Source organism: Thalassotalea sp. Y01, from assembly GCF_012932945.1.
In the GTDB taxonomy this organism is placed as follows: domain Bacteria; phylum Pseudomonadota; class Gammaproteobacteria; order Enterobacterales; family Alteromonadaceae; genus Thalassotalea_A.
The window spans coordinates 187,480-213,505 of record NZ_JABBXG010000007.1 but is presented as its reverse complement, the minus strand read 5'-3'; the positions used below and the strand labels follow the sequence as shown (position 1 = coordinate 213,505).

22 protein-coding genes are annotated in these 26,026 nt (G+C 43.0%); 6 read left to right on the top strand and 16 right to left on the bottom strand.

The window, feature by feature from the left end; all coding sequences use genetic code 11:
* Positions 1 to 52: 52 nt before the first annotated feature.
* Genes HII16_RS11955 through HII16_RS11935 form a run of 5 tightly spaced genes read right to left on the bottom strand, consistent with a single transcriptional unit; the run spans position 53 to position 4,914 of the window.
* Entirely contained in the window at positions 53 to 2,125 is a 2,073-nt protein-coding gene (locus tag HII16_RS11955) for a type IV pilus secretin PilQ family protein (protein ID WP_169130409.1), read from the bottom strand.
* Positions 2,125 to 2,670 (bottom strand): pilus assembly protein PilP, encoded by a 546-nt coding sequence (locus HII16_RS11950; RefSeq protein ID WP_169130407.1) that lies wholly within the window; start codon positions 2,668 to 2,670, stop codon positions 2,125 to 2,127. Before HII16_RS11950 ends, HII16_RS11955 begins: the two co-directional genes overlap by 1 nt.
* Complete coding sequence (locus HII16_RS11945) at positions 2,670 to 3,269, bottom strand: type 4a pilus biogenesis protein PilO (RefSeq protein WP_169130405.1); 600 nt, start codon at positions 3,267 to 3,269, stop codon at positions 2,670 to 2,672. The genes HII16_RS11950 and HII16_RS11945 overlap by 1 nt, the downstream gene beginning before the upstream one ends.
* Positions 3,269 to 3,847 carry a PilN domain-containing protein gene (locus tag HII16_RS11940; RefSeq protein ID WP_169130403.1) on the bottom strand — a complete coding sequence of 193 codons (579 nt, stop codon included), beginning with the start codon at positions 3,845 to 3,847 and terminating at the stop codon, positions 3,269 to 3,271. The genes HII16_RS11945 and HII16_RS11940 overlap by 1 nt, the downstream gene beginning before the upstream one ends.
* Positions 3,835 to 4,914: a pilus assembly protein PilM gene (locus HII16_RS11935; RefSeq protein WP_169130402.1), complete on the bottom strand. Its 1,080-nt coding sequence runs from the start codon at positions 4,912 to 4,914 to the stop codon at positions 3,835 to 3,837. The genes HII16_RS11940 and HII16_RS11935 overlap by 13 nt, the downstream gene beginning before the upstream one ends.
* 129 nt (positions 4,915 to 5,043) lie before the next feature.
* Here HII16_RS11935 and HII16_RS11930 point away from each other — a divergent pair, with 129 nt between their 5' ends.
* Positions 5,044 to 7,653 (top strand): penicillin-binding protein 1A, encoded by a 2,610-nt coding sequence (locus HII16_RS11930; RefSeq protein ID WP_169130400.1) that lies wholly within the window; start codon positions 5,044 to 5,046, stop codon positions 7,651 to 7,653.
* Between the two features lie 133 nt (positions 7,654 to 7,786).
* Here the strand turns inward: HII16_RS11930 and argH are convergent, their stop codons facing one another.
* Genes argH through argC form a run of 5 tightly spaced genes read right to left on the bottom strand, consistent with a single transcriptional unit; the run spans position 7,787 to position 13,686 of the window.
* The gene (argH, locus tag HII16_RS11925) at positions 7,787 to 9,673 is read right to left on the bottom strand and encodes an argininosuccinate lyase (protein ID WP_169130398.1); all 1,887 of its coding nucleotides are present in this window, start codon (positions 9,671 to 9,673) and stop codon (positions 7,787 to 7,789) included.
* A gap of 1 nt (position 9,674) precedes the next feature.
* A complete protein-coding gene (locus HII16_RS11920) occupies positions 9,675 to 10,889 on the bottom strand; it encodes an argininosuccinate synthase (protein ID WP_211183506.1) in 1,215 nt (404 codons plus the stop codon).
* Between the two features lie 51 nt (positions 10,890 to 10,940).
* On the bottom strand, positions 10,941 to 11,855 hold the full coding sequence (locus HII16_RS11915) for an ornithine carbamoyltransferase (RefSeq protein ID WP_348981416.1): 915 nt from the start codon (positions 11,853 to 11,855) through the stop codon (positions 10,941 to 10,943).
* Positions 11,856 to 11,891: 36 nt separating this feature from the next.
* The gene (gene argB / locus HII16_RS11910; RefSeq protein ID WP_248289614.1) at positions 11,892 to 12,668 is read right to left on the bottom strand and encodes an acetylglutamate kinase; all 777 of its coding nucleotides are present in this window, start codon (positions 12,666 to 12,668) and stop codon (positions 11,892 to 11,894) included.
* Positions 12,661 to 13,686, bottom strand: coding sequence for an N-acetyl-gamma-glutamyl-phosphate reductase (gene argC, locus HII16_RS11905; RefSeq protein ID WP_169130394.1), 1,026 nt, complete (start codon positions 13,684 to 13,686; stop codon positions 12,661 to 12,663). Before argC ends, argB begins: the two co-directional genes overlap by 8 nt.
* Before the next feature lie 235 nt (positions 13,687 to 13,921).
* On the opposite strand from argC, the gene argE reads away from it, so the two are divergent.
* Complete coding sequence (gene argE / locus HII16_RS11900; RefSeq protein ID WP_169130393.1) at positions 13,922 to 15,082, top strand: acetylornithine deacetylase; 1,161 nt, start codon at positions 13,922 to 13,924, stop codon at positions 15,080 to 15,082.
* A gap of 62 nt (positions 15,083 to 15,144) precedes the next feature.
* Here the strand turns inward: argE and metF are convergent, their stop codons facing one another.
* Genes metF through metB form a run of 3 tightly spaced genes read right to left on the bottom strand, consistent with a single transcriptional unit; the run spans position 15,145 to position 19,653 of the window.
* On the bottom strand, positions 15,145 to 16,035 hold the full coding sequence (gene metF, locus HII16_RS11895; protein WP_135438930.1) for a methylenetetrahydrofolate reductase: 891 nt from the start codon (positions 16,033 to 16,035) through the stop codon (positions 15,145 to 15,147).
* The gene (gene metL, locus HII16_RS11890; RefSeq protein ID WP_169130392.1) at positions 16,036 to 18,465 is read right to left on the bottom strand and encodes a bifunctional aspartate kinase/homoserine dehydrogenase II; all 2,430 of its coding nucleotides are present in this window, start codon (positions 18,463 to 18,465) and stop codon (positions 16,036 to 16,038) included.
* 3 nt (positions 18,466 to 18,468) lie between these two features.
* Positions 18,469 to 19,653 (bottom strand): cystathionine gamma-synthase, encoded by a 1,185-nt coding sequence (gene metB / locus HII16_RS11885; RefSeq protein ID WP_169130391.1) that lies wholly within the window; start codon positions 19,651 to 19,653, stop codon positions 18,469 to 18,471.
* 196 nt (positions 19,654 to 19,849) lie between these two features.
* Between metB and metJ the strand changes: the two genes are divergently transcribed.
* On the top strand, positions 19,850 to 20,176 hold the full coding sequence (gene metJ, locus HII16_RS11880; protein WP_135438927.1) for a met regulon transcriptional regulator MetJ: 327 nt from the start codon (positions 19,850 to 19,852) through the stop codon (positions 20,174 to 20,176).
* Between the two features lie 75 nt (positions 20,177 to 20,251).
* Here metJ and HII16_RS11875 read toward each other — a convergent pair whose 3' ends face one another.
* Positions 20,252 to 21,505 (bottom strand): malic enzyme-like NAD(P)-binding protein, encoded by a 1,254-nt coding sequence (locus tag HII16_RS11875; protein WP_169130390.1) that lies wholly within the window; start codon positions 21,503 to 21,505, stop codon positions 20,252 to 20,254.
* Positions 21,506 to 21,831: 326 nt separating this feature from the next.
* Here HII16_RS11875 and HII16_RS11870 point away from each other — a divergent pair, with 326 nt between their 5' ends.
* From HII16_RS11870 to HII16_RS11860, 3 genes are all read left to right on the top strand, one after another.
* Complete coding sequence (locus HII16_RS11870) at positions 21,832 to 22,413, top strand: hypothetical protein (RefSeq protein WP_169130474.1); 582 nt, start codon at positions 21,832 to 21,834, stop codon at positions 22,411 to 22,413.
* An 89-nt stretch (positions 22,414 to 22,502) separates the two neighbouring features.
* A complete protein-coding gene (locus tag HII16_RS11865) occupies positions 22,503 to 23,087 on the top strand; it encodes a TetR/AcrR family transcriptional regulator (protein WP_169130389.1) in 585 nt (194 codons plus the stop codon).
* Positions 23,088 to 23,098: 11 nt separating this feature from the next.
* Complete coding sequence (locus HII16_RS11860; RefSeq protein WP_169130388.1) at positions 23,099 to 24,289, top strand: metal-dependent hydrolase; 1,191 nt, start codon at positions 23,099 to 23,101, stop codon at positions 24,287 to 24,289.
* Positions 24,290 to 24,345: 56 nt separating this feature from the next.
* On the opposite strand, the gene HII16_RS11855 is transcribed toward HII16_RS11860, so the two are convergent.
* Together HII16_RS11855 and HII16_RS11850 are read right to left on the bottom strand one after the other, a co-directional pair.
* Positions 24,346 to 25,644, bottom strand: a complete 1,299-nt coding sequence (locus HII16_RS11855; RefSeq protein WP_169130387.1) for an adenylosuccinate synthase — start codon at positions 25,642 to 25,644, stop codon at positions 24,346 to 24,348.
* A gap of 159 nt (positions 25,645 to 25,803) precedes the next feature.
* Positions 25,804 to 25,992, bottom strand: coding sequence for a DUF2065 domain-containing protein (locus tag HII16_RS11850; protein ID WP_135438922.1), 189 nt, complete (start codon positions 25,990 to 25,992; stop codon positions 25,804 to 25,806).
* Between the last annotated feature and the right edge of the window lie 34 nt (positions 25,993 to 26,026).

Sequence of the window (26,026 nt, the reverse complement as noted above, 5' to 3'; positions counted from 1 at the left end):
TAATTGGCAGTGTAAGTTCAGACTGATTTTATAAAACCGTTAACTCTTCGGTTTAAAATTTCTCTGTAACAATGCGAGGCGTTACAAAGATAAGTAATTCTTTTTTCTCGTTAAATTCGCTATTCGTTCGGAATAACCAACCAACGTAAGGGATATCACCAAGCACCGGAACTTTAGATACGGCATTTATTATCTGTTGTTGATAAATACCGCCTAGCACTATGGTTTCACCATTATTTACCAACACTTGCGTACCAATTTCTTGTGTATCGATGGCGGTCGCTAGACCAGTACCCGTTGCAATCGTATCACCACGAGTATCTTGGGTAATCACCAAATCAAGAATAATTCGATTATCCGGGGTAATTTGTGGCGTTACTCGAAGTCCCAAAACAGCCTTTTTAAAGGTTACTGAGGTAGCACCACTTGATGCCGCCTGAACAAATGGTATTTCGGTACCTTGCTCGATATAGGCTTCTTTTTGATTCGACGTGGTAATACGTGGACTGGCGATGATTTCACCCTTGTTCTCTTGCTCCATTGCTGAAAGCTCAAGGTCAAGAATGGTGCCATCCGCTAAACGAGCCACTTGAAAGGCAATGCTACCAGCCGGATCAACAACCGGTAAGTTGACGTTTAAACGGTCATCCAATGATGGTACAACGTTGCCATTAGCAATATCGGCACCTTCTAAGCTACCAGAGGTCGACGTATCACCACCGTTATGTGTCACACCCCAGCGTATCCCTAACTCTTCACTGATGTTGTCCTTAACAGTCACCATACGCGATTCAATCACTACCTGGCGAATTGGGATATCCAACACATCAATCATGCGTTTGATGTCTTCAATACTTTTCGCAGTATCACGAACCAATAAAGTATTTGTACGCTCATCGACGGTTACACTGCCACGATCTGATAACAAGCTCGTGCCTTCATTCTTTAATAATGAAGAAAAGTCAGCCGCTTTGGCGTAATTAATTTGTACGTATTCGGCGTATAACGGTGCAAGCTCTGATACTTGCTGTTGTGCTTGAAGCTCTTTCGCTTCACGGGCAACCAACTCATCGTTAGGAGCGATCATCAGAATATTACCGTCAAGTCGTTTGCCTAAGCCTTTGACTTTAAGAATGATATCCAACGCTTGATCCCACGGTACACCGTCAAGACGCAAGGTGATGTTACCATTTACGGTATCACTGGTTACCAAGTTAAAACCATTATAATCGGCAATGATCTGCAATACGGTACGAATTGGAATGTCTTGGAAGTTTAACGATATCGCTTTACCGTTAAAGTCTTTACCATTTTCCAAATACGACTTTTCCTCTTCCTGTTCAGCGACAGTTAGTGAGAAAATATTATCAATTTGGTCGTGCTCATAGGTGACTGGTTTGCTAGTGGTAATTTCCAAGCGAGCATTATTACCTTCTTTAAAGGTCTCAATGCTGGTCACAATAGTACCAAAATCACTCACATCCAGCTTATAGAGCAAGTCGTCCATTATATCGGTATTATGAAATTCAATATTCACTTTACCTAAATTATCACTGACATCAACGGCGGACTTACTGTCATCAAGAAATACCAATACTTGGCCACTATCCGCTTCACCTTTGCGAAAATCGATAGCTTGAATATTGTTGATGAAATTTGCGCTACTGTCGGCTTGTACGTCGGCTTTATCGAAGCTAGACATACCATTAAGCAGCATCACGAACTTACCTTCGATCAATTCTGCTTGATACATTTTCAGTTCTTCAAGATAAATCGTTGCTTTTACTTTTCCTGCAACTTGCTTGACGTCGATATGTTTCACACCAGCATGATTGACCTGAGTATCTGAGAGGGGGGCAACAAATTCTTCAGCGTCAAACGTAACTTCAATACGTGCTGGGTCAGTAAAGGTTTTTACGACAGGTTGAGACGCAATATCTTGCTCAAAACCAAAAGTGAATTCAATCTCATCGGCAAGCAACGTATTGTAATAAATATCGTTTAATTTACCTTCTGCAAAGCTGGAAAATGAAGACACAGCCAAAGCCGCGCCTAAGGCGGATTGCAATAACCCTTGCTTTATTCGATTTGATGTTTTTATTTTTTTTCTATCAAGACTCAACATTAATTCCTTTGCCCCTCTAGATCCGAATCAACCATGGCAACAGTTGTTTCACGTTCTACCCAACAGCCTGCGCCGTCGGGAATTAATTCAACGATGATGATCTCTTCATCGCCAACGCTGGTAATTCGACCATTGTAAAGGCCCATATAACTGCCAATAGATACCCTATGTAAGGTAGTATCACCGGCTTGTATTAGTGCCCAAATTATTCCCTCTTCCCCTAGTGTGCCACGCATGCTCATACTTTCCAATGCAAACTTTTCTAAAGGTTGCTTGCGACGGCGAGGATCGGGATGTAAACAATCGGACATTTGTTGCAGCTTCTCTGTCATCGCTTCAGGCTTAGGCGCCACAAATGGGCTGCGCAGCGCAAATGCCGAGTAATCAAAATGATTAAATTCGGTAATGGCTGGCATTGGCTCAATACGATTTGGAGTAGATGCTTTTACTTTTTCAATATGTGCGTGTAGATCTGTTTTATCATCAAAACAAGCAGTTAGCAAAAATATCGGTAATATTCCGAGTAACGGTTTAGACAAACGCATTATTTTCCTGCCTCCCGATATTTGTAGGTTTTAGCCTGTAACGTCAGCGTTAACTCACCATCCATACCGGCCTTAGTGCCAGCGATAGAAAAGTCATGCAAAGTAACGATACGCGGTAATCCTGATATCTTACTTACGAACTCACCGAAGTCATGATATGAACCAGTAACCTGCACTTGAATCGGTAATTCCACATAAAACTTTTGCTGAATTTCAGGTTGCCAATTAAGCTTTTTAAATTCCAGTCGAGACGTTGTTCCAACAAAGGTAATATCGTCAAGCAAGCCCGGTGTTTCATGGCTCTCTGGTAGACGTTTAATTTGCTTAGCAAACAACTCTTCTGCCTCTTCCATTTGCTCTCGGAACAACTCGAGATTGGCAGATACGTAATATTTTGCTTCGTAATCGGTTTTTAGTTTTACTTCGTTAGCAATTTCTTGCTCTAAGGTGGTGATCTTGTCACTGACCAGCACGTAGTAAACCAAGTAAGAAACAAAAGCCACAACAACTAAGGCTAATATCGTTTTCGCCACTACCGGCCATTGACCGATATTATTGAGGTCTAAGTCATTTAATTCTGATAAATCAATATTTTTCATTAGCGACCCCCTGCATTAATAAGCGCTTGTTCATCTAGAAGACCTTGGATTCGCAAGGTCATCTTAAAATCACTTAATAATTTCTCAGATGTACCACTATTGGTAATCGATTCCAGCTCAGCATCAGCTAATAAAGTTGAACTTTGCACCTCACGAATCATGTTTGCTAAGTGGTTATTCGACTCACTTTTACCCTGCAGCAATAATTGGTTATCTTGCTTGGTTAATTTCGTGAGATACACACCAGGTGGCACAACTTTGGCGATTTCATCGAGAACTTGGGTACCGACGTTACGACTTTTCTGTAGTTGCTCGATTAACTTCATCCGTTGAATCAAGTCTTTCTTTTTCTGCTCTAGGGTTTTGATCTCGGCAATTCGCGCATCCAATACTTTAATTTCATTGGTTAAGAATTGGTTACGAGCACGCTGACCATCAATTTTAGCCTGGAAGTATTGGCTTACTAGGAAAACCACCAAAAAGCTAGTCAATGCTAAAAAGGTTAATAGTGAAAAATATTGTTGCTGGCGCAGTCGCTGAGCTTCTTCACGCCACGGCAGTAAATTTATATGTGGCATGGGGAAAAACTCCTTATAGCAAGACCCGTTGCAACCATCAATTGAGGTGCAACTTGAGAAAGCTCTTCTTCATTAATTTGCTCACCGACCAACATATCTTTAAATGGGTTAGCAATAATGGTGTGAATGCCAAGTTCAGCAGATAATAGTTCTTGAATACTTTCAAGTGCGGCGGTACCACCCGAAATGACCAGATAATCGAGTTTATCTTTGCCACTGAAGGTCAAATACATTTGAATCGCACGACGAATCTGCTGAATAAGGGTGGTCTGAAATGGCGCCAAAACCTCAAAAGTATAAGTCGGCGGTAATTCACCGGTTAGCTTTTCTCGCTCAGCGTCTTCAAAGGTTTTATTGTAATAAGACACAATAGAGCGAGTATATTGCTCTGAACCAAACAATTGGTCTCTACTGTATATATTCGACTCGGTTTCATTGACCGTAAACAATGTCATTGTCGCGCCGATATCAATAAATGCGACGACTTTATCACTTGCATCTTCAGGTAAGGCCGGCATACATAAATCAGCTGCACGGCTCAAGGCATAAGATTCGACGTCAACAACTTTAGTTTGAAAACCACCGGTATCGAGTGCTGCAACTCGTGCTTCAACCGTTTCCGTTCGAGCGGCACTTAACAGAACGTTCACCTTACTTGGGTCCGACTCGTTAACATCAAGCTTTTCGAAATCAAGACTAACTTCGTCAAGCGGATATGGAATTAAGCTGTCTGCTTCAATCTCAATTTGACTGGCAAGTTCGTCATCATTGAGAGCCACATCCATATAAATAATTTTGGTAATAACGGTAGAACCGGAGATTGCGACTGCGGCATCTTGCACAGACGACAGGACTTTTTTACGAATTTTGCGAATGACAGCGCCAACGGCCTCGATGTCTTGGATCTTACGATCGACAACGGCACCTTTTGGAATTGGTTCAACAGCGAAAGCTTCAAGTTGATAGCCATCTTTGCCTTCACCGATAAGAACAGCCTTGGCGGAATGAGAACCGATATCGATCCCGACCATTTTAGCAGCGCTTTTATTCCATAACTTACTAAGCATATCTTCCCGTGAATTATTATTATTTTTTGTCTATTAAAGCATATTATCGTTAAAAATACATTTATTACAGCTTTAATCGATATATACTGGTAATATTATTTCTATATTTTTTATACTGGCAGTATTTTTGTGAACATTATCAAGCGGTTAGTACAATTTTCCTTTGCTCTTGCCCTACTTGGAATCCTAACCATCGGCGTTTTTTATTGGTATATGAAAGACGATTTGCCAAGCGTCGACGTATTAAAAGACATTCAATTACAAATTCCCATGCAGATCTATTCGAGTGAAGGAAAACTGATCTCGCAATATGGTACAAAACGCCGAATTCCAGTCAAGCTAAAAGATATGCCGCCAAAGCTTATTGAAGCGGTTTTAGCCACCGAAGATAATCGCTTCTATGAACATTTTGGTGTCGATCCAATCGGTATGAGCCGTGCTGTGGTATTGCTTATAAAAAGTAAAATAACCGGCGGTGAAATCGAAGGTGGTGCCAGTACCATAACCATGCAAACGGCGCGAAATTTCTTCTTAACTCGCGAACAAACCATTGTTCGTAAAGTGCGAGAGATTTTTATTTCTTTGCATATGGAAAAGCTATTAACCAAAGATGAAATTCTCGAACTGTATCTTAATAAAATTGAGTTGAGTCATCGTGCATTTGGAGTCGGTGCGGCGGCGCAGGTCTATTACGGTAAAGATTTGCACGAATTGACCTTGGGCGAAATTGCCGTTATCGCTGGTTTGCCTAAAGCACCAACGACCTATAACCCAATCAGTTCACCAGAACGAGCTAAATTCCGCCGTACCACGGTACTGCAACGTATGTTGGTCAGTGGCTATATTAGCAAAGAAGAATTTGAGCAGGCCAATAATGAAGAAATTCGTACTAAACGCCACGGTGTAAGAATTGAAGTAAGTGCGCCGTATGTCGCAGAACAAACTAATAAAAAAGTACTCGAGCTGTATGGTAAAGAATTTGCCTATGGTAAAGGCCTAAAAGTTTACACTACGGTTAAAGCGGATTTGCAAAACGCAGCGAAGCAAGCGGTGGTAAATAACGTTTATGCCTATGATCAACGTCATGGTTACCGTGGCCCTATTCAGCGATTGTGGCTATCTGAGCAAGACCAACAAAAAGTACTCAGCCAATACCAAACGTTTGTCGATGATGAGCAATTAGACACCTTAACCGACAGTTTTGCTCAGCTACCGACTCAAGCTCCAGAGCAACAAGACATCGTTGAACAACTGCAAGAGGTTAAATCCTATAATGATTTGCAGCCTGCGGTAGTCATAGAAGTTGCTGAGCAGGCGGCTAAAGTAATCGATAAACAGGGAGAGATCGTCGATATCCCTTGGGATGGCTTAAAGTGGGCGCGTTGGTATATCGATGACAAAATCCAAGGTAAAGCGCCAAAACTTGCACAAGAAATTGTTAGCGCCGGCGACATGGTGTATATCCGCCCTGCTGCAGAGCAACAATGGCAGCTAGCACAAATGCCGGATGTATCCGGTGGCATAGTGGCCATTTCGCCAGACAACGGCGCAATCTTAGCCAGTGTTGGTGGCTTTAGTTTTAGACAAAGCCAATTTAACCGTATTACCCAGGCAAATCGTCAGGTCGGCTCAAATATAAAACCATTTGTTTATTCTGCGGCACTGGCGAATGGTTATACCCTCGCCTCTATTGTTAACGATGCACCAATCAATCAATGGGATAAACGCTCAGGTTTTGCTTGGCGACCAAAAAATTCACCTGCGATTTACGAAGGTCCGTTACGAGTCCGCACCGGTCTAGCAAAATCGAAAAACGTGATGTCCATTCGACTATTACGCGGTATGAAGTTAAGCACCTTAATTGAGCATTTAACAAAATTTGGTTTTGAGAAAAAATCATTGCCTAAAAATGAGTCAATTGCTTTAGGCTCAGCAGTCATGACGCCACTGCAAGTAGTGACCGGCTACGCCGCTTTTGCCAATGAAGGCTATTTAGTCGAACCTTATATTGTCGATCGCATAGAAGACGCCAGTGGAGAGGTTATCTATCAAGCAGAGCCTAACGTTGCTTGCTATGAGTGCGAACAAGCGCAACAAGAATATGCTAATAGTTTTGATTCAAGTGATGAACTTGACGTTGAATTATTAACCCAACCAATTGCACCGCGCATCTTAAGTCGTGAAAATGCCTTTTTAGTTACAGAAGCGATGAATAGCGTCATTTGGGGCGGTGGTGGCAACTGGTCAGAAGGCACAGGTTGGATGGGCACAGGTTGGCGCGCTAAAGCACTTGAACGTCGTGATTTGGCTGGCAAAACCGGAACCACCAATGAATCAAAAGACGCTTGGTTCACTGGTTTTAGTCGTCATCTGGTTGCGAGCAGCTGGATTGGCTTCGATGATCCAAGTCGCAACTTGGGTCGCACCAATGTCAATGCAAACCTAGGTCGTAACCAAACAGCAGGCGGCGAAGCTGGCGCCAATGCAGCGCAACCAGCGTGGATTTCGTTTATGAATATTGCTCTAAACGAGTTCCCGTACGCGCCATTTAAACAGCCGGATAATATTGTTTCGATTCGCATCGACAAAGAAACCGGTAAGCGCACCAATAAAAGTGATTCGAGTTCGACTTTTGAATACTTTATTCAAGGCACCGAGCCAACCGAATGGGTTGATGAAGACAATGTGGAAGATATTCTAGAAAACAAAAAGGCTCGTGAAGAAGAAGAAATCTTTTAAGCACAACTACTTGCTTGCGGATTTGTACTGCTAATCATCAACTAAAGACGTTAAATAGAGGCGTTAAGACACAACAGCCATTATAAAAACAAAAAAGGCCCAAACGGGCCTTTTTTTAATGCGGTTTTAGCAATCAGACTTCGGCAACTTCAATAGAGCCCAACATTTGCGGCATGGTGTGATGTTCGTTCAAGTCATATTTTAACGCGACTTCATCACAGCAATCTTTCTTCGGACAAATCTCACAATCTTTCATCACTTTTTCTGGCAAGGTGGCTTTATCGCTCATTTTGAAATCAAGCTTTTCAAAAAAACCTGGCTTGCGTGTTAACACAAACACTTTAAGCAGCGACAATTGTTGTGCACGATCCAGTAAGTATTGACATAGCTTGTTACCATAGCCCTTTCCTTGATGATTATTGGCCACGCCTAATGAGCGAATCTCCGCCAAGCCGGTACTGTAGATGTAAAGTGACGCACACGCGACCACTTGGCCCGCCACTTCAACTACAGCAAAGTCTCGAATTGATTTAATTAAGTCATCTTCACTGCGAGGTAAGTTTTCTTCTCGATCAGAGAAGTAATTAACAAGTTTTCCGATTGAACGTAAATCCGTTAATTTGGCGTCTCTAACAGTGTATTCGGTACTGCCCAGCAGTTGACGATTTTGCTCAATAATCTTGCTTACAGGCTCGATGCCGGTGCCGCCAAGTATATTGCGTTTATCAACAAGGTATTCCAACTCTAGAATCGGATAAACGTCTTCCTCTATTAAATTTGAGAACTGTTTAAACTCATCCAGACGCAGATTTTCTAACGGTTCACCTTGGCCTATCGCATAAAGCACGACCGCACCGGTAATATCATGTGCGGTTCTAAATGGCACGCCTTTACCAACCAGGTAGTCTGCCAACTCTGTTGCATTGGCATAACCGCCACGAGCAGCGCGACGACATTCAGCAACATTCACTTCAATGGAATTAACCACTTCACAAGACATTTCTATGCATGAAAACCACTGTTCAAGCGCATCAAATAGGCCTTGTTTGTCTTCTTGCATGTCCTTGTTGTACGCCAGCGGCAAGCCCTTAAGGGTTACTAATAATCCTTGCAGTGAGCCATAAACACGACCACATTTACCACGAATTAACTCCAATGCATCTGGGTTTTTCTTTTGCGGCATCAATGAACTGCCTGAGGTCACTTGATCGCCAAGGGTAATAAAATTAGCTTCGCCGGAGTTAAAGAAAATTAAGTCTTCAGCAAATCGCGATAAATGCATCATACCGGTAGAGGCTGCAAATAATAATTCCAATACATAGTCACGATCAGACACGGCATCAAGGGAATTCATACATGGGCCATCAAAGCCCAAACTATTCGCCAATTCAAAACGATCAATGTCATAAACGGTGCCCGCTAATGCGGCGCAGCCCAATGGCGATTGATTTAGACGCACTCTGGCATCTTGCAATCTCGACACATCACGCTTTAGCATTTCCACATAGGCCATACACCAGTGGGCAAAACGAATCGGTTGTGCACGCTGCAAATGGGTATAGCCGGGTAAGATATGCTGCTTGTTGTTATCGGCAAGATTCAGTAATTGCGCAATACAACTATTTAGCATGTTAATTAGCTCATCAACCTGCTCACGCGCCCATAATCGTAAATCGGTACTCACCTGATCATTTCGACTACGGCCAGTATGTAATTTACGGGCAATATCACCGATCATTTCAATCAATTCGCTTTCAACGAAACTGTGAATATCTTCGGCATTTGATTGCTCGAAATTGATCTCCCCATTATCGACTTTCGCGGCTAAATCCAGCAACGCTTGCTCAAGTTTTTGCTGCTCATCTATAGTCAACACACCTGCTTTGCAGATCGCTTTAGACCAACCAATTGAGCCCTGAATATCCTGATGTACTAAGACATGATCAAACGGTAAGGAATCATTAAACGCCTTAAACTTATCGCTGCTACCGGCTTTAAACCGGCCACCCCATAATGCCATGTTATTTCTCCTGAGCTTTCAGTGCCTTGATACGACTCGACAAACTAAACAGACGAATAAAGCCTTCTGCATGTTTTTGATCGTAAACATCATCTTCACCAAAGGTGGCAAACTCTTCTGAGTATAAGCTGTTTGGCGAACGACGCTGAGTAACCACAGCTTGGCCTTTATACATTTTAACTACGACATCACCGGTTAATTGCTCGGCAAAGGCATGACATGCCGCCATTTGTGCTTGAGCTAGTGGTGTAAACCAACGGCCATCATAAATAACATGAGAGAATTCTAAGCCTACGGACTCACGGAACTTCAGTGATTCTTTATCAAGAATAAGGGTTTCTAAGCCTTTGTATGCTGCCATTAATACGGTGCCGCCTGGCGTTTCATAACAACCACGAGATTTCATCCCTACCAGACGGTTTTCAACGATATCGACACGACCAACACCGTGAGCACCGGCTTTGTCATTTAGATAAACCAATGATTGATACGGGCTCATGGTTTGACCGTCAACGGCAACCAATTCACCTTTATCAAAACTAAGTAAAACAGATTCCGGTGTATCTGGCGCATCCAAAGGATCGGTAGTCATGGTCCACACTTCTTTTGACGGCTCACACCAAGGGTCTTCTAATTCACCACCCTCATGAGAGATATGCCACGCATTGGCGTCACGACTATAAATCTTGGTTAATGACGCCGAACATGGAATGTTGCGCTGGTCCAGATAGGCAAGCAAGTCTTCACGAGAAACCATATCCCATTCACGCCATGGCGCGATAACTTTGAGTTGTGGTGCCAGCGCGGCAAAACACGCTTCAAAGCGAACCTGGTCATTACCCTTACCGGTACAACCATGACACACCGCGTCAGCGCCTACTTTTAGTGCGACTTCAACATGTGCCTTGGCAATCACCGGACGTGCCATAGAGGTACCCAATAAATATTGTCCCTCATATACCGCACCGGTTTTCACGATCGGATAAATGTAATCTTTAACAAACTCTTCTTTTAGATCGACGACGTGACATTCTGACGCACCAGAGGCAATGGCTTTTTCTTGAATACCTTCAAGCTCTTCATCGCCTTGGCCTACATCGGCACAAAATGCGACAACTTCACAGCCATTATAGTTTTCCTTCAACCAAGGAATGATTGCTGATGTATCTAAACCACCTGAATAGGCCAGTACCACTTTCTTAATATCTTGACTCATAATATCTACTCTTAAATCTATAAATTCTTTACTAAAATCTTGAAACTCGGCCTAATCAGCCAACAAATTAACCAGCACGGAGTTTTGTGCCCACATACGGTTTTCGGCTTGTAAGAAAGCCAATGACTTATCCGAATCAAAAACCTCTGTGGTTACCTCTTGCTCTAAGTGTGCAGGCTGACAATGCATTAACGCGCTCGCGCCTGCCTTTTCCATCAGTGTTTTGTTGACCTGATATGGCATAAAGGTTTGCAGTATTTGCTCAACCTTGGTGTTATCTCCCATAGATATCCAAGTATCGGTATAAATCACCTGTTGCTCTGCTGCAGCATTAATGTCAGTGGTAATGGTTAACGTGCTGCCGTTGGCCTTTGCCAAGGCTTGCGCTTTATCAACCATTTTGGCACAAGGCTCATAACCAACCGGCGAAATAACCGTGACGTTGACGCCAAGCACTGGCCCCATAAGCATTAATGAATTTGAGACATTGTTACCATCACCGATATAACACAGATTTAATCCGTTAAGTTGACCAAAGGTTTCGGTTAAAGCCATGTAATCAGCCAAAGCCTGACACGGGTGATATAAATCACTTAAGGCATTGATAACTGGAATACCTGCGTGCTCCGCCATCTCATCGAGTACCGATTGTTTGAACACACGGGCAACAATGGCATCGCTCCAACACGCTAAGTTTTTGGCAACGTCTTTAACCCGTTCACGCTCACCTAATTGGCCATTTTGCTGACCTAAATATAAGCTATGACCGCCCAATTTATTAATGCCAAAATCAAAACTAACATGAGTTCGCAAGGATGGTTTTTCAAACAACATAGCAACGGTTTTACCGGCTAGGGCATTTTGGTATTTTGGTAAGTTATTTTTAATATCAATCGCTTGCGTAATTAACTGGGTTAATTGCGTATTATCAAAATCACTATCTGCAAGAAAATGTTGCATCGACATATGTATCTTCCTGTTATTAAGAAAATTTATTAAGTTTTAAAGTGTAGGAATAATGCGGGTGCCAAACTCGCCATTACTGTTTAACACAAACAGTTTTTCAGGCGATTTCCAACTGGCAACCGCGATACTTCGTCGTAATCGGTTGGCTGCAGCAAATGCAGCGTTAACTTTAGCGATCATGCCACCGGCAATGACGCCTTGTTCGATAAGGTGTTTGGCTTGCTCACCATCAAGTGTAGCAAGGTATTTTTGATCGGCACCTTTAACCCCGGCGACATCAGTTAACAACACCAAATCAGCATTGAGTAACTCACTGATAGCCACCGCTGCATCATCGGCATTCACATTAACTAACGTGCCATTGTCTAAGCTGCCAATAGAACTGATTAACGGCAAACAGTTTGCCGCGACTAATGAATTTAACAAGCTCGCATTGCCCGCTTGAGGTATACCAACACAACCTAATTTGGGGTCAGCAGGCAAACACACAATGGACTGTCCATCATGCAATGCTAAGCCGACTGTTTTTAAACCACTATGGTTCGCTATTGCCACCATATGCTTATTAACCGTACCCGCTAAGGCGCCGCTAATAACCGCCATATGAGCCTGTTCGCTTACCCGTAAGCCATCGATTTTTTTACTGACAAATCCAGCTTGTTGCAACATATCATCAGCCACACAGCCACCGCCATGGACGATAATAACGCCACGGTCTTGTTGTAACTGGCTAACAACCTTAAATAAATCTGACAGAGCCTGATCAGACTCCATTATCGCTCCACCAATCTTAATAACCAGAGGCCTAGTCATGCTGACCTCCAAGTAATGCTAAGGTCGGTTGCAAGCCAAAACTAATATTAAAACATTGCACCGCTTGTGACGCCGCGCCTTTTAATAAGTTATCAATGGCGCAACTAACCACCAAAACGTGTAACGATTCATCATATTGCCAATAAATGTTGGCAAACGGCGTATTGGCAACATCATCGATTTGCGGCCAGCTTTTACTGATACGCACCAATGGCGTGTGTTGGTAACACTGCTCAAACGCCATATCTACCTGTTGTTTAGTCACAGTGTCTTGCAAGTTAAGGGTTACCGTTGCCATTAAGCCACGTTTAAACGGCGCAATATGAGGATTAAAAATGACCTGAGCACCGGCTTCTTGGCTTATTTCAGGCTGATGGCGATGCTGTAATATATTGTAGGCTTTTAGGCTTAACTCATTAAAGCTGGTTGCTAATGACGCTTTGCGACCAGCACCACTGACGCCACTGATACCATTGACAACGATTAAGCCATCTTTTTGCTGTAAGCCGGCATCGATTATTGGTTTTAATGACAATAAACTGGCGGTTGGATAACAACCAGGCACGGCAACAATATGAGTTTCAGCGATGGCTTGCTGATTAAATTCGGCCAATCCATATACCGCTTGTTGCAACAAGTCGGTATGTTGGTGAGCAAAACCATAATATTTAGGATAATCGTCGGCGTCTTGCAGACGAAAGGCACCGGACAAATCAAACACTTTAACGCCTGCATCGACAAAAGCATTCGCCCACTGCTGTGAATATTCATGAGGAGTGGCAAAAAACACCGCATCAATTTCAGATTGGTGATCTTTTAACCATGCCGCTGAAAAAGCCTGAAGAGGCAGATCACAAACACCCTGCATCGCCGGATATAACTCGCTGAACTCAAGATCTGCTGATGCACTATTTTCAGATACAAGTAATTGCAAAACATCCACTTGGGGATGCTTTGTTAGGATTTTAACTAATTCAGCGCCGGCATAGCCACTAGCACCTATAATTGCAACTTTCACTTAACCTCTCACTTGCAATTTTATTCAACAAGAATAAATGTATGATTTCTATCAGCAGGGTATTATCCGCGATCCACATCCGCTCTGGCTACTATTTATACAAAACGGTTACAATAAAATCCGACAACCTATGGTCTTTACCCAGAAGCTTGATTAAACTGTCCAAAGAAAGATAACAGCGATAATATACTTATGCAATAAAAAAGCATAAGTATTTGCAATAAAGAGTAAGTAAATGTCAACAATTGTAAAGCTACCCAATTTTCAGCAAGCACTTAGTGAATTAATCGCCAGCCCATCGATCAGTGCTGATTCTGCATCACTCGACCAAAGTAACTTGGCGGTAATTGAAATATTAGCGACTTGGTTCAAGGATCTAGGCTTTGCAGTGAATATTCAAAAAGTGCCTGGAACCAACAATAAATATAATTTGCTGGCTAAGATAGGCAGCGGCGAAGGTGGCTTATTACTGTCCGGCCATAGTGATACCGTGCCTTTCGATCAACAAGGCTGGAACAGCGACCCGTTTGCTATACATGAGAAAGACGATAAGTTTTTTGGATTGGGTACCTGTGACATGAAAGGCTTTTTCGCGTTTATCTTGCAAGCCTGCAAGCAGCTACCATTAACCAAGCTAACAAAGCCGTTATATATTCTTGCCACAGCCGATGAAGAGACAACCATGGCTGGTGCACGCTTTTTCATCGAACAACAATTGGCCAAACCCGATGTGGCAATTATTGGCGAACCGACCAACTTAAAGCCGGTAATTATGCACAAAGGACATATGTCTCATCGTATTACGGTGGTTGGCAAGTCAGGCCATTCCAGCCAACCGGCGAAAGGCATTAATGCCATTGAAATCATGTTCGAGATTATTAAGAGCTTAATGACCTTAAAGCAAGAGCTTAAACATCAATATCAAAACACTGCCTTTTCAGTTACTGAGCCGACCTTAAATTTTGGTGCTATAAAAGGTGGTGACAGTGCTAATCGAATTTGCGGCGATTGCTACTTAGATATCGATTTACGAGCGTTACCTGGTATCAAAGATGAAGAGCTGCTGTTTTGGTTAAGTGAGGCATTAAAAGCAACGGCAGAGAAATATCCCGGTAGAGTTAACATGCAGGAATTGCATGCCAGCTCCCCTGCCTTCGCTGAAAATGAGTCCAGTGAGTTGGTTCACGTCGCTGAAAAACTCTCTGGGCATTGTTGTCAGGCGGTAAATTACGCTACCGAAGCGCCGTTTATTCAGCAATTAGGTTGCCAAACCATTGTCTTAGGCCCAGGTTCGATTGAGCAAGCACATCAAATAGATGAATTTTTAGCATTCGATCAAATCAAGCCAACGGAAAAAATCTTATTGGATTTTATCCAACACTATTGCCTGCGATAAACGAAAAGGACAGTTTGTCATGTAAACAAACTGTCCCTGTGAGATAGCACTATGTAGATTGCTTAACCTTGTTGCGGGCGAATACCTAAGGTGTGACAAATTGCATAGGTTAATTCGGAACGATTTAGCGTATAAAAATGAAAGTCATTAACCCCTTCACTACGTAATATCTTCACCTGCTCCATGGCGATATTGGCACCAACCATGTTTCGCGTTGTCGGGTCATCATCGAGTCCCTCGTACAATTTGCCCATCCAATCTGGAACGTGCACGTTAGTTAACCCTGCAAAGCGTTTTAAAGTGGCAAAATTTGATACCGGCAAAATGCCCGGTACAATCTCGACATCAATACCAACCGCAACACAACGGTCTCGAAAACGTAAATAGGCGTCTATATCAAAAAAGAATTGCGAGATAGCACGCGTCGCGCCAGCATCAATTTTTCGTTTCAAGTTGACCAAATCAAATTGCGCATTAGGCGATTCGGGGTGGGTTTCTGGATAGGCGGCAACAGAGATTTCAAAGTCAGCGACCCCTTTTAATACCTCGACTAAGTCGCTGGCATACATATTTGGTTTTTCACTGCTGTTTGGTAAATCACCACGTAACGCAACAATGTGACGAACACCGCTTTGCCAATAGTCTTTCGCAATATCGATTAACTCTTGTTTACTGGCATCAATGCAAGTCAAATGTGGCGCTGCAACTAAGCTAGTGTCACGTTGAATTCGTTTAATAACGCCATGTGTTCTATCTCGGGTACCACTGCCTGCCCCGTAGGTTACTGACACAAAACTAGGATTAAGCGGTTCTAGACGTTCTACCGAATTCCACAAGGTGGTTTCCATTTGTTCAGAGTTTGGCGGAAAAAATTCAAATGACACATTTAAGTCGCGATCCAAATCACGGACAGTACGATTTAACAAATCAAGTTGGCGAGCTTTAGCATTCATTTAATATATCCCCTTAATGACAACTTCTTTTTTCTTATGTTCTAAACGCTGGCACAAATTAACTAAGTCAGAATGCAAGCCGCCAGCGGTAACATCTCGACCGGCACCAGGGCCGCGTATGATCAATGGATTCTCTTGATACCAGTCACTCACCAATAAAAAGATATTATCGCAGGCTGTCAGATTTACAAATGCGTGGTCCGCCGGCAGTATTTCCAAACCAACCTTCGCGGTAAGATTGTTATTATCTATGGCAAATCTAGCCACATAACGCAAATGCTGTTGCTGACTTTTTGCCTCATTTAACTTATTAGCAAAATACTCGTCCAATTCTGTAATGCGAGTAAAGAATTCATTTTTATCAATACGTTGTAACGATGGTGGCACAAGGTTTTCAACTTCTATGTTGTCCAATTCAAGCTCAAAACCAGCTAATCTGGCCAAAATAAGTAACTTTCTTTGTACGTCCAACCCAGATAAATCATCACGCGGATCAGGCTCGGTAAAACCTTGCTCAAGTGCATTTAAGACTAAATCTGAAAATGCCTGCTCACCGCTAAAGTTAGCAAACAGCCATGATAAAGTGCCTGAAAATATACCGGCAATTTCATGAATATTGTCACCGCTTTGCAATAGATCATTAATGGCGTAATTCACCGGTAAGCCCGCGCCGACTGTGGTATTAACTAACCACTGACTGCCGGTATCTTTTTGCACGTCTAATAATTGGCTGTATTGACTCTGCTCGCAAGAACCGGCGCATTTGTTGGCGCTGATGACATGGATACCACGTTCAAAAAAACTTTGGTATAACTGAGCAAAACTCTCTGACGGCGTAATATCAACAACCACTAACTCGTCATACGGATGTTGCTCTAACCAACCAAGTAATTGTTGATTATCATAGTCAACACTGCCGTCAGCAAATGACGGTAGTGCCTGACTTGGGTCGATACCATCGTTGTTAATAAGCGCTTTTTTTGATGTCGCAAGGCCAACCAAATGCACGTTTTCTAAACTTGAGATACGTGTTAACTGTTTTGGCAGCATGTCTAAAAATTTGCTGCCGATATTACCTAAACCTGCAACCACTAACCCTATATTGCGAGCATTTTTCGTTATGCTGGAATGCACTTGATTAAGTAATTCGACATTGCAGCTCTCGTTTAAAAACGCCAGCAAGCTGTGACCATTGTCACTGCCGACCAAAGCATCCAATGCTTCGTGGCGCAATACTCGTTTAAAACGTGCTTTAATTTCACTGCGACTCGCCACTTGATAGCCAACCACAGCCACTAACGATACTTGCTGGTAACTGAACTCAAGTTGATGCTGTTGCAGATATTCAATCGCCAACTGCGAAAACTGCTGGCTCACCACTAAGCACGACTTATCAGGGCATTGGTAAATCGGTTCAAAGCGGGCAATCACATGCCGCAAATACAGCTCGCTAACTTTATTTGTGTTAATTTTCACCAGATCATTATTGTGAGTAACCGATAGCTCGCTTTTGGCGATATCACCAAAGACACCGATTTCAGTACCATTGTCTTCGGGTAAAAAACTACTGGCGACATTCAATTGAATTTGCTGACATTGCAAAGGCGTTAATGTTTTCGCGTGTAGCACTGGATTGCCCAGTCTACCTAACTCCGCTGCCACTGAATTTTCAATACGATGTAGCTTGCGTGCGGTTGAAATAATACGAGGATCGGCACTGTAAATACCGTCGACATCGGTCCATAGCGTGACACTTTCTGCGCCGATAAGTTTGGCAACAATTGTTGCACTGTAATCGCTGCCATTACGGCCCAATGTTTGCGTTCTATTTTTGCTATCTGTGGCTATATAACCGGTAATTACCGTTAACTTTTCTGCTTGCTTAGCCGTTAAAAACGCTTGTTGTGAGCTATGCTCAACCAATTGATAATCATTGTCACAGTCAAGATGTAAAACTTGACGTGAGTCAACACCAATACATGGACATAACTGTTCATTAATCAGCGCCGATAACAAACGCATTGACCAAATTTCACCATGCGCTAATAGATCGTGTCGCTGATATATATCATCAAAATCGGTTTCGGCAAGCTTGGTAATATCCTTAGCGATTTGCTGGCATTCGGTTGCTGCCGCTGATGTAGATAGTAATTCACAGACCAAATTTTGCTGCTGATTTTGTAGCTCTGTTAATAATAACTGGCGCTGTTCGCTCTGTTGACAGTTAATGATTGCAAACAGCTTATCCGTGGTTTTACCGTTCGCTGACACCACTACGACGTCATCAAGTTGTGCTTCTTGCTTTAAAATTTGTATAACTCTTAATAAACACTCAGCATTGGCCAGTGAACTGCCACCAAACTTATGCACATTTACCGGTAGTTGTACCGCGTTATTTATATTTAACAAAGATGAGTTTGCTTGGTTCATGACTTATCCTTCACCGGCTTTATCACTAGGTGCAGTATATGCAGCATCAAGGGCTTGCTGTAAATCAGCAACAATATCGTCAGCATCTTCAATGCCTATAGACAGGCGAATCAGTGTTTGTGAGATACCTGCGGCTTTTTGTGCAGCTATATCCATACCCGCGTGTGTCATGGTCGATGGGTGTGCAGCCAAAGACTCTACGCCACCAAGAGACTGGGCTAGTGTAAACAACTGTAAAGCGGCAAAGAATTTACGAACCTGATTTTCATCGCCTTTAATATCAAACGACAACATTGAACCAAAACCGGCTTGTTGCGCTTTAGCTATCTCATGGCCAGGATGTGTCGACAGGCCAGGATAATAAACCGCCTCGACAGCCTGGTGCTTGGTAAGCAACGCAACCACCGCTTGGCTATTTTGCTGATGGGCTCGCAAACGTACAGGCAAGGTTTTGATGCCGCGTAAAGTCAGGTAGGCATCAAAAGCACTGCCAGTAATACCAATGCAATTTGCCCACCAAGCCAGATCATCGCCTAATTTCGGGTCTTTAGTGACAACGGCACCGCCGACAATATCTGAATGACCATTAATAAACTTAGTGGTTGAATGAATAACAATATCAGCACCTAGCTCTAATGGGCGCTGCAATAAGGGTGATAGAAACGTGTTGTCCACGGCAATTAAGGCGCCTACCTGCTTGGCGGCATCGCAAACCTTTTTAATATCCACTAAACGCAACAATGGATTACTTGGTGTCTCAACCAATACCAGTTTTGGCTTTTTGGCTAAGGCGTCGGCTAGCGCTTGACTGTCGGTTTGATCAACGACATCTAATTCAAATTGACCACGTTTGGCTAGATGGACAAACAATCTGTAACTGCCGCCATAACAATCATGCGGTATCAGTAATCTGTCACCCGCGCTGAGCAGTTGGCAAATTAGGTGAATCGCCGACATCCCGGTGCTGGTAATAACCCCTTTGCTGCCACCTTCTAAATGTGCAATAACCTCGGCCAGCGTTTGACGCGTTGGGTTACCCGTGCGCGAATAGTCAAATTGACGTTTTTCGTTAAATCCTTTGAGGCTATAGGTGCTCGATAAATGCATCGCCGGCACGACAGCTCCGTGATGCTGATCACTGTTTATTCCTGCCTGTACCGCGATGGTCGCTAATTTATCGAGTTTCATAATTTTGTTACCGTATTTATCATTAGATGTTTAGACGTCTATAAATCTATACGGATTAATTACTCAGGTCAAGAAGTTTTAGCCATCTATACATCTTTGCTTATAGATGTTGACTCAAACAACATATCCAGTACAATTTGATCAGCTGAGTAAAAACATCCAGATATAATTAAAAAACGGTTATTAGGGAGCAAAAATGGCTGACTGGAATGGCGAGTACATTAATCCATACGCGCCACACGGCAAAAAAAGTGAGCAAGTGAAGAAGATCACCGTATCTATTCCACTGCGAGTATTAAAAGTATTGACCGACGAGCGTACCCGCCGTCAGGTAAATAATTTACGTCACGCCACCAATAGTGAGTTGTTATGTGAGGCGTTTTTGCACGCGTTCACCGGGCAACCATTGCCAAGCGATAACGATTTGGCGAAAGATAACGAAAACTTGTTACCTGAAAGTGTGCGTAAAGTGCTGGAAGAAAATGGTATCACCGACTTTTCAGACTTCGAGAACGATGATTAAACATCATTGATGTCAATTCATTGAATAAAAAAAAGCGCTGATATCAGCGCTTTTTTATTGTTGTAATTTAACTTACTAGCTATTGCCCATACCCATATAGTTTTTAGGCAAGTCTATGGTCGACACGCCGGTTTCAACAGCGGCATTGGCGACAGCGAAGGCAACGTTGGCCAATAGTCTTGGATCCATAGGTTTAGGAATAATGTAGTCCTTACCAAACTCAAGTTTGTTACAACCGCTCGCATGCAACACCCCTTCTGGTACAGGCAATTTGGCAATCTCTCGAATCGCATCAACTGCAGCAACCTTCATGGCATCGTTAATTTGGCGAGAACGTACATCTAAAGCACCGCGGAAAATAAATGGGAAGCACAACACGTTATTCACCTGATTTGGATAATCAGAACGGCCGGTTGCCATAATCAAATCATCACGAGTAGCATGTGCCAACTCCGGCTTGATTTCTGGATCTGGGTTCGAGCAAGCGAAAACAACTGGTTTTGCAGCCATTAGCTGCAATTGCTCAGCTGATAATAGATTTGGACCTGATACACCAACGAACACATCCGCCCCTTCTAAGGCATCTTCTAAGGTGCGTTTATCGGTGTTATTGGCAAATAATTTTTTATACTCATTTAAGTCATCACGGCGGGTATGAACGATACCTTTGCGATCTAGCATGTAAATGTTTTCACGCTGAGCGCCGCAAGTGATCAATAATTCCATGCAGGCAATGGCCGCAGCGCCAGCACCTAAACATACAATTTGAGCTTGCTTTAGTTGTTTACCTTGTACTTCTAACGCATTAAGCATGCCTGCAGCAGTGACAATGGCGGTACCATGTTGATCATCATGAAAAATTGGCACCTTACAGCGTTCAATCAAGGCTTTTTCAATAACGAAACATTCCGGCGCTTTGATATCTTCAAGATTAATACCACCAAAGCTATCCGCAATATTCGCCACGGTATTAACGAAGTCTTCAATGGTATTGTGTTTAACTTCAATGTCGAACGAATCAATATTAGCAAAGCGCTTAAATAACAATGCTTTGCCTTCCATAACAGGCTTAGAAGCCAATGGACCTAGATTACCTAAACCCAAAATCGCCGTACCGTCACTGATGACCGCAACCGTATTACCTTTGTTTGTATAGCGATAGACATTATCTGGATTTTCTGCAATCTCTCGTACCGGCTCTGCGACACCCGGACTATAGGCAAGAGCCAAATCATCCGCCGTTTCGGCAGGGGTAGTTAATGCAACACTGATTTTGCCTGGTTTAGGCTGTTCATGATAATCGAGGGCTTGTTGACGCAGATCTGTCATTGACGAATTCCTTTAGAAAGACAAGGGTAGCTTAAGCTTAGTTAGAATAGTGAATGTTACCTGAAAACTTTCACAAGGGTTACATTTTTTAATGGCTATTTTGTTATAAGAAAGCGTTATTAGTAACAAATGATTTACGCATATATTGAACCTTGCATATCTAGTTTATTGGCCTGCATAAATAACAAAACCTGTTGCCATATCGGTGCGCTGTTTATGGTTATTATGTTGCCAAAGACAGCGTAAACCGCTACCGTTGTTGACAGTTGCAATTCATGTTTAAGAGAACCTATATGAACAAATCTACCATCAGCATTGCCTGCCTATTGACGTTAATTACCAGCTCAACGATGGCGACAGAAAACATAGCCGAAGCGCCTTTGGTATCGATTACTAGCCAAGATGCATTTTTTGATGCGATAAAACAGCACTGTGGTAAAGCATTTGCAGGAAAAGTTACTGTCGATAACAGCGACAGTGATGCATTTGCCAATAAACCGCTGATCATGCACGTGCGCAAATGCAGCGATAGTCAGCTGCAAATTCCATTTCATGTTGGCGATGACTCATCACGTACTTGGCTTGTCACCAAAACCGGCTCAGGTTTGTCGTTAAAGCATGATCATCGACACAAAGATGGCAGTAATGACGCGTTGACTATGTATGGTGGTCACAGCCAAGATGCAGGTTGGCCGCAAGTTCAATCTTTCCCTGCGGACCAATACTCAAAAGAAATGTTTGTTGCCCAAGGGATCCCACAATCGAACGACAATATTTGGCAAATGTTTATCTACCCAGAAAGCTTTTCGTATCGTTTGATTCGTCATGGCCGTGAGTTTCGCGTCGATTTTGACTTAAACAAGCCGGTAACACCACCAAGTGCACCTTGGGGTTACAGTGATAAGTAAACATAACTAAGGTTTGCCGTGTCGTTAATGTTTCGCTCAATGAGTTACTGTTTTCTATACTTAATAGCAAATGTGTCAATCGAGCGTAAATGTCGATGCCTAACGAAATGGAGCGGCGACAACAGATCATAGATACCGCATTGCAATTAGCGAGCAAACGTTCATGGCAAGCTGTTGCAATGCATGATATCAGTAATGAGCTAAAGCTGCCGTTGGTGCAGATTAAACCTTTGTTCCGCAGTAAAGACGCTATTGCCGAAGCCATTTTCGATCGTGCCGACGATGCAATGCTGGCGCTAAATGACAACCCCACCTTTCAGCAGCAAAACTCACAGCAGCGTTTATTAACCGCCATTATCACCTGGTTTGAAGCCTTACCTAACAACAAGGCGGTGTTAAAAGCGATCATGGCGTACAAATTTGAACCTGGGCACATCCATTTACAAGCACACGGCGTCACCAGAGTAAGCCGCACGGTGCAATGGTTTATCGATATTGCCAACATTCGCCAACAAGGGCTTAACCGAATATGTATTGAAATTAGCGTCACCGCGAGTTACTTGTTCAGTTTTGCCCATTTTATCCATGACAAAAGTCCTGGGCACGAGCGCACAAGGCATCGCTTAGCAAAGATGTTGTCCCGAATTGTTCATGCCGACACTCGGCAGTTATAGCTGATTCGTTGATGGATGCATTAACCCATGCAATCGTTGGCGCTGGTGTTGGCCAATGGTTTAAGCACAAACAAGATGATAATCGACTTGCCTCATGGCAATGCAGCGCAATCGGCGCGGTAGCAGCGTTATTGCCTGATCTGGATTATCTATTATTTTGGCTTCATCCTTTAGAATTCCTCGCCTATTGGCATAGAGCAGAGAGTCATTCTATTGTACTAGCACCACTATGGGCCTACCTATTTATGGGTCTATTATTACTTTGCAAACGGTACCTATTTGCACAGGTTCGCATCAACCGAAAATGGCTCTACACATTGCTGTTGACTGCCATCATGTCACATCTGCTGCTGGATGCGTTGACGGTATATGGTACGCAGTGGTTTGCACCGCTAAGCAGCTATAAAGTCAGCTTTTCACTATTGTTTGTCATCGATGGCTATTTCACTGGCAGTTGTTTGCTCGGTCTGCTTATTTATTGTTGCTATGATTGGCGCAATAGCAACACCAACCTAGAACAAGCAACAACAGGTAATAAAACATCCGCCATTAATATGGCAAAAAATAAGATGGCAAGACATGCGATTTGGACTGTGCCACTAAGTTATTTATTGCTGGTTGCCGGCATCAAGCAATACACACTCACATTACTAAGCAAGCAACCTTCACAGTTAGCTAGTGGCAGCACGATTAGTAATAGCAGGGTGAGCAAAAGCACGGTGTTGTTACCACAACCGTTTTCACCTTTGCTGTGGTTGGCAATAACGCAGCAGGATAATGGTTTGCAATACAGCTATATTCGTCTGGCTAATGACAAAGTGGCAAGACAACTTAGCTTAAGCCTAGGCAAGTCGGGTTACCTTGACCGTTATAACGATATCAACAGCAAATTAAGCCGTGATGGAAGCCGCGTGCAATGGCAACACACTTATCACCCAGCCAGCAGTGATGATGTCAATATCGTTAATGCTTGGCGGCATCCCCTAATGCAGGGCTTTAGAGACTTTGCGGTGTACCCGGTATTTTTGCAGTACAGCCGAAGCAAGGAGCAAGAGTGTTTTTGGTTTAGCGATTTACGCTATCACTGGCCATATTTTTTACCGTCATTTCGCTATGGTGTATGTCGAGAACCTGCCGCGACAAATGATTGGCATCTATACCGAAAACGATATCTAAGTAATGAGACGCAGGTCGTTAATTAACAAACTAGGCAAACAAAAAAGCCGGCATTAGCCGGCTTTTTCTTATAACGAAATGATTATTCGTCGAACGGGTTAACCAAAATCATGGTTTCTACACGATCTGGACCAGTCGAGATAATATCAATTGGAACACCACAAACTTGCTCAAGACGTTTGATATAAGCTCGTGCGTTTTCAGGTAGTTGCTCTACCGTTGTTGCACCAATAGTCGACTCACTCCAACCAGGCATGGTTTCGTATACAGGAGTGATGTTTTCGTAACCTTCAGCCGCCATTGGTGGCACGGTCAAAACATCGCCTGATTGAGTTTTGTAACCAGTACAAATCTTCAATTCTTTTAGACCATCCAATACATCTAGTTTGGTTAAACAGAAACCAGAAATAGAGTTAACTTGTACTGCACGGTGCATAGCGACGGCATCAAACCAACCACAACGACGTTCACGACCGGTAGTTGCACCGAACTCGTGACCAACAGTACCTAAATGGTGACCGACTTCATCGTTTAGCTCTGTCGGGAATGGACCTGAACCAACACGAGTCGTGTATGCTTTGGTAATACCTAATACATAGTCAAGGTAACGAGGACCAAAACCACAACCTGTGGCAACACCACCAACCGTGGTATTTGAAGAGGTAACATATGGGTATGTACCGTGGTCGATATCAAGTAAGGTACCTTGAGCACCTTCAAACATGATTGACTCACCGTTTTTGCGTGCTTGATCTAAGGTTTCGCTGATATCGTCCATCATAGCAATAATGGTCGGCGCGATAGCCATAACATCTTTGCACACTTGCTCAACGTCCAAAGCTTCTGCTTTGTAGTAGCTCGTTAATACGAAATTATGGTATTCCATGATTTCAGTTAACTTCGCTTTAAATGATTCAGCATCTAGTAAGTCGCCTACACGAAGACCACGACGGGCTACTTTATCTTCATATGCTGGGCCGATACCACGACCTGTTGTACCGATTTTCTTAGAGCCGCGAGCTGTTTCACGAGCATTATCTAACGCAACGTGGTACGGCATAATAAGAGGACAAGCATCACTGATTAGTAAGCGCTCACGTACTGGTACGTTACGCTCTTCTAACATGTTGATTTCTTTCATCAAGGCTGTCGGACATAAAACAACACCGTTACCGATCAGACATTTTACGTTGTCACGTAATACCCCTGATGGAATCAAGTGGAGAACAGTTTTTTCACCGTCAACGATCAATGTATGACCTGCGTTGTGACCACCTTGATAACGAACGACGTACTTCGCCTTATCCGTTAATAAGTCAACAACTTTACCTTTACCTTCATCACCCCATTGGGTGCCTAGAACAACGACGTTTTTGCCCATAATATATTTTGCAAATCGGAAAGAAAATTAGGCGGGGATCTTAGCAAATACGCGGGTCTAGATCATCTGTTTTATGAACTTTTTTGTAGTTAAATTGTTAACGGTGGGGTTAACAAATGTAAGAACTTAGAGTTATCGCGGTGAGTATTCTACAAATTGTTAATAATTGGCCATAAACAATACCGCGCCAATGGTCACTAAAACCAAACCAATTTGCCGTATTGTGGTTGGTTTTTCCTTAGCCAATTGCATCATAAAATTGCGCCAACGGTTAGGGAATAGTAAAGGTCCTAAACCTTCAAACATCAGCATCAAGGCAAAGGCAATAAGCACAATTTCAATAGTCATGAGCTTTCATCGATATTTTTATTAATATAGTGAA

Excerpts from the sequence above, each read along its gene's own strand:
- HII16_RS11955 (WP_169130409.1), bottom strand. The coding sequence starts at position 2,125 with ATGTTGAGTCTTGATAGAAAAAAAATAAAAACATCAAATCGAATAAAG.
- HII16_RS11950 (WP_169130407.1), bottom strand. The coding sequence starts at position 2,670 with ATGCGTTTGTCTAAACCGTTACTCGGAATATTACCGATATTTTTGCTA.
- HII16_RS11945 (WP_169130405.1), bottom strand. The coding sequence starts at position 3,269 with ATGAAAAATATTGATTTATCAGAATTAAATGACTTAGACCTCAATAAT.
- HII16_RS11940 (WP_169130403.1), bottom strand. The coding sequence starts at position 3,847 with ATGCCACATATAAATTTACTGCCGTGGCGTGAAGAAGCTCAGCGACTG.
- HII16_RS11935 (WP_169130402.1), bottom strand. The coding sequence starts at position 4,914 with ATGCTTAGTAAGTTATGGAATAAAAGCGCTGCTAAAATGGTCGGGATC.
- argH (WP_169130398.1), bottom strand. The coding sequence starts at position 9,673 with ATGGCATTATGGGGTGGCCGGTTTAAAGCCGGTAGCAGCGATAAGTTT.
- HII16_RS11920 (WP_211183506.1), bottom strand. The coding sequence starts at position 10,889 with ATGAGTCAAGATATTAAGAAAGTGGTACTGGCCTATTCAGGTGGTTTA.
- HII16_RS11915 (WP_348981416.1), bottom strand. The coding sequence starts at position 11,855 with ATGTCGATGCAACATTTTCTTGCAGATAGTGATTTTGATAATACGCAA.
- argB (WP_248289614.1), bottom strand. The coding sequence starts at position 12,668 with ATGACTAGGCCTCTGGTTATTAAGATTGGTGGAGCGATAATGGAGTCT.
- argE (WP_169130393.1), top strand. The coding sequence starts at position 13,922 with ATGTCAACAATTGTAAAGCTACCCAATTTTCAGCAAGCACTTAGTGAA.
- metF (WP_135438930.1), bottom strand. The coding sequence starts at position 16,035 with ATGAATGCTAAAGCTCGCCAACTTGATTTGTTAAATCGTACTGTCCGT.
- metL (WP_169130392.1), bottom strand. The coding sequence starts at position 18,465 with ATGAACCAAGCAAACTCATCTTTGTTAAATATAAATAACGCGGTACAA.
- metB (WP_169130391.1), bottom strand. The coding sequence starts at position 19,653 with ATGAAACTCGATAAATTAGCGACCATCGCGGTACAGGCAGGAATAAAC.
- metJ (WP_135438927.1), top strand. The coding sequence starts at position 19,850 with ATGGCTGACTGGAATGGCGAGTACATTAATCCATACGCGCCACACGGC.
- HII16_RS11875 (WP_169130390.1), bottom strand. The coding sequence starts at position 21,505 with ATGACAGATCTGCGTCAACAAGCCCTCGATTATCATGAACAGCCTAAA.
- HII16_RS11865 (WP_169130389.1), top strand. The coding sequence starts at position 22,503 with ATGTCGATGCCTAACGAAATGGAGCGGCGACAACAGATCATAGATACC.
- HII16_RS11860 (WP_169130388.1), top strand. The coding sequence starts at position 23,099 with ATGGATGCATTAACCCATGCAATCGTTGGCGCTGGTGTTGGCCAATGG.
- HII16_RS11855 (WP_169130387.1), bottom strand. The coding sequence starts at position 25,644 with ATGGGCAAAAACGTCGTTGTTCTAGGCACCCAATGGGGTGATGAAGGT.
- HII16_RS11850 (WP_135438922.1), bottom strand. The coding sequence starts at position 25,992 with ATGACTATTGAAATTGTGCTTATTGCCTTTGCCTTGATGCTGATGTTT.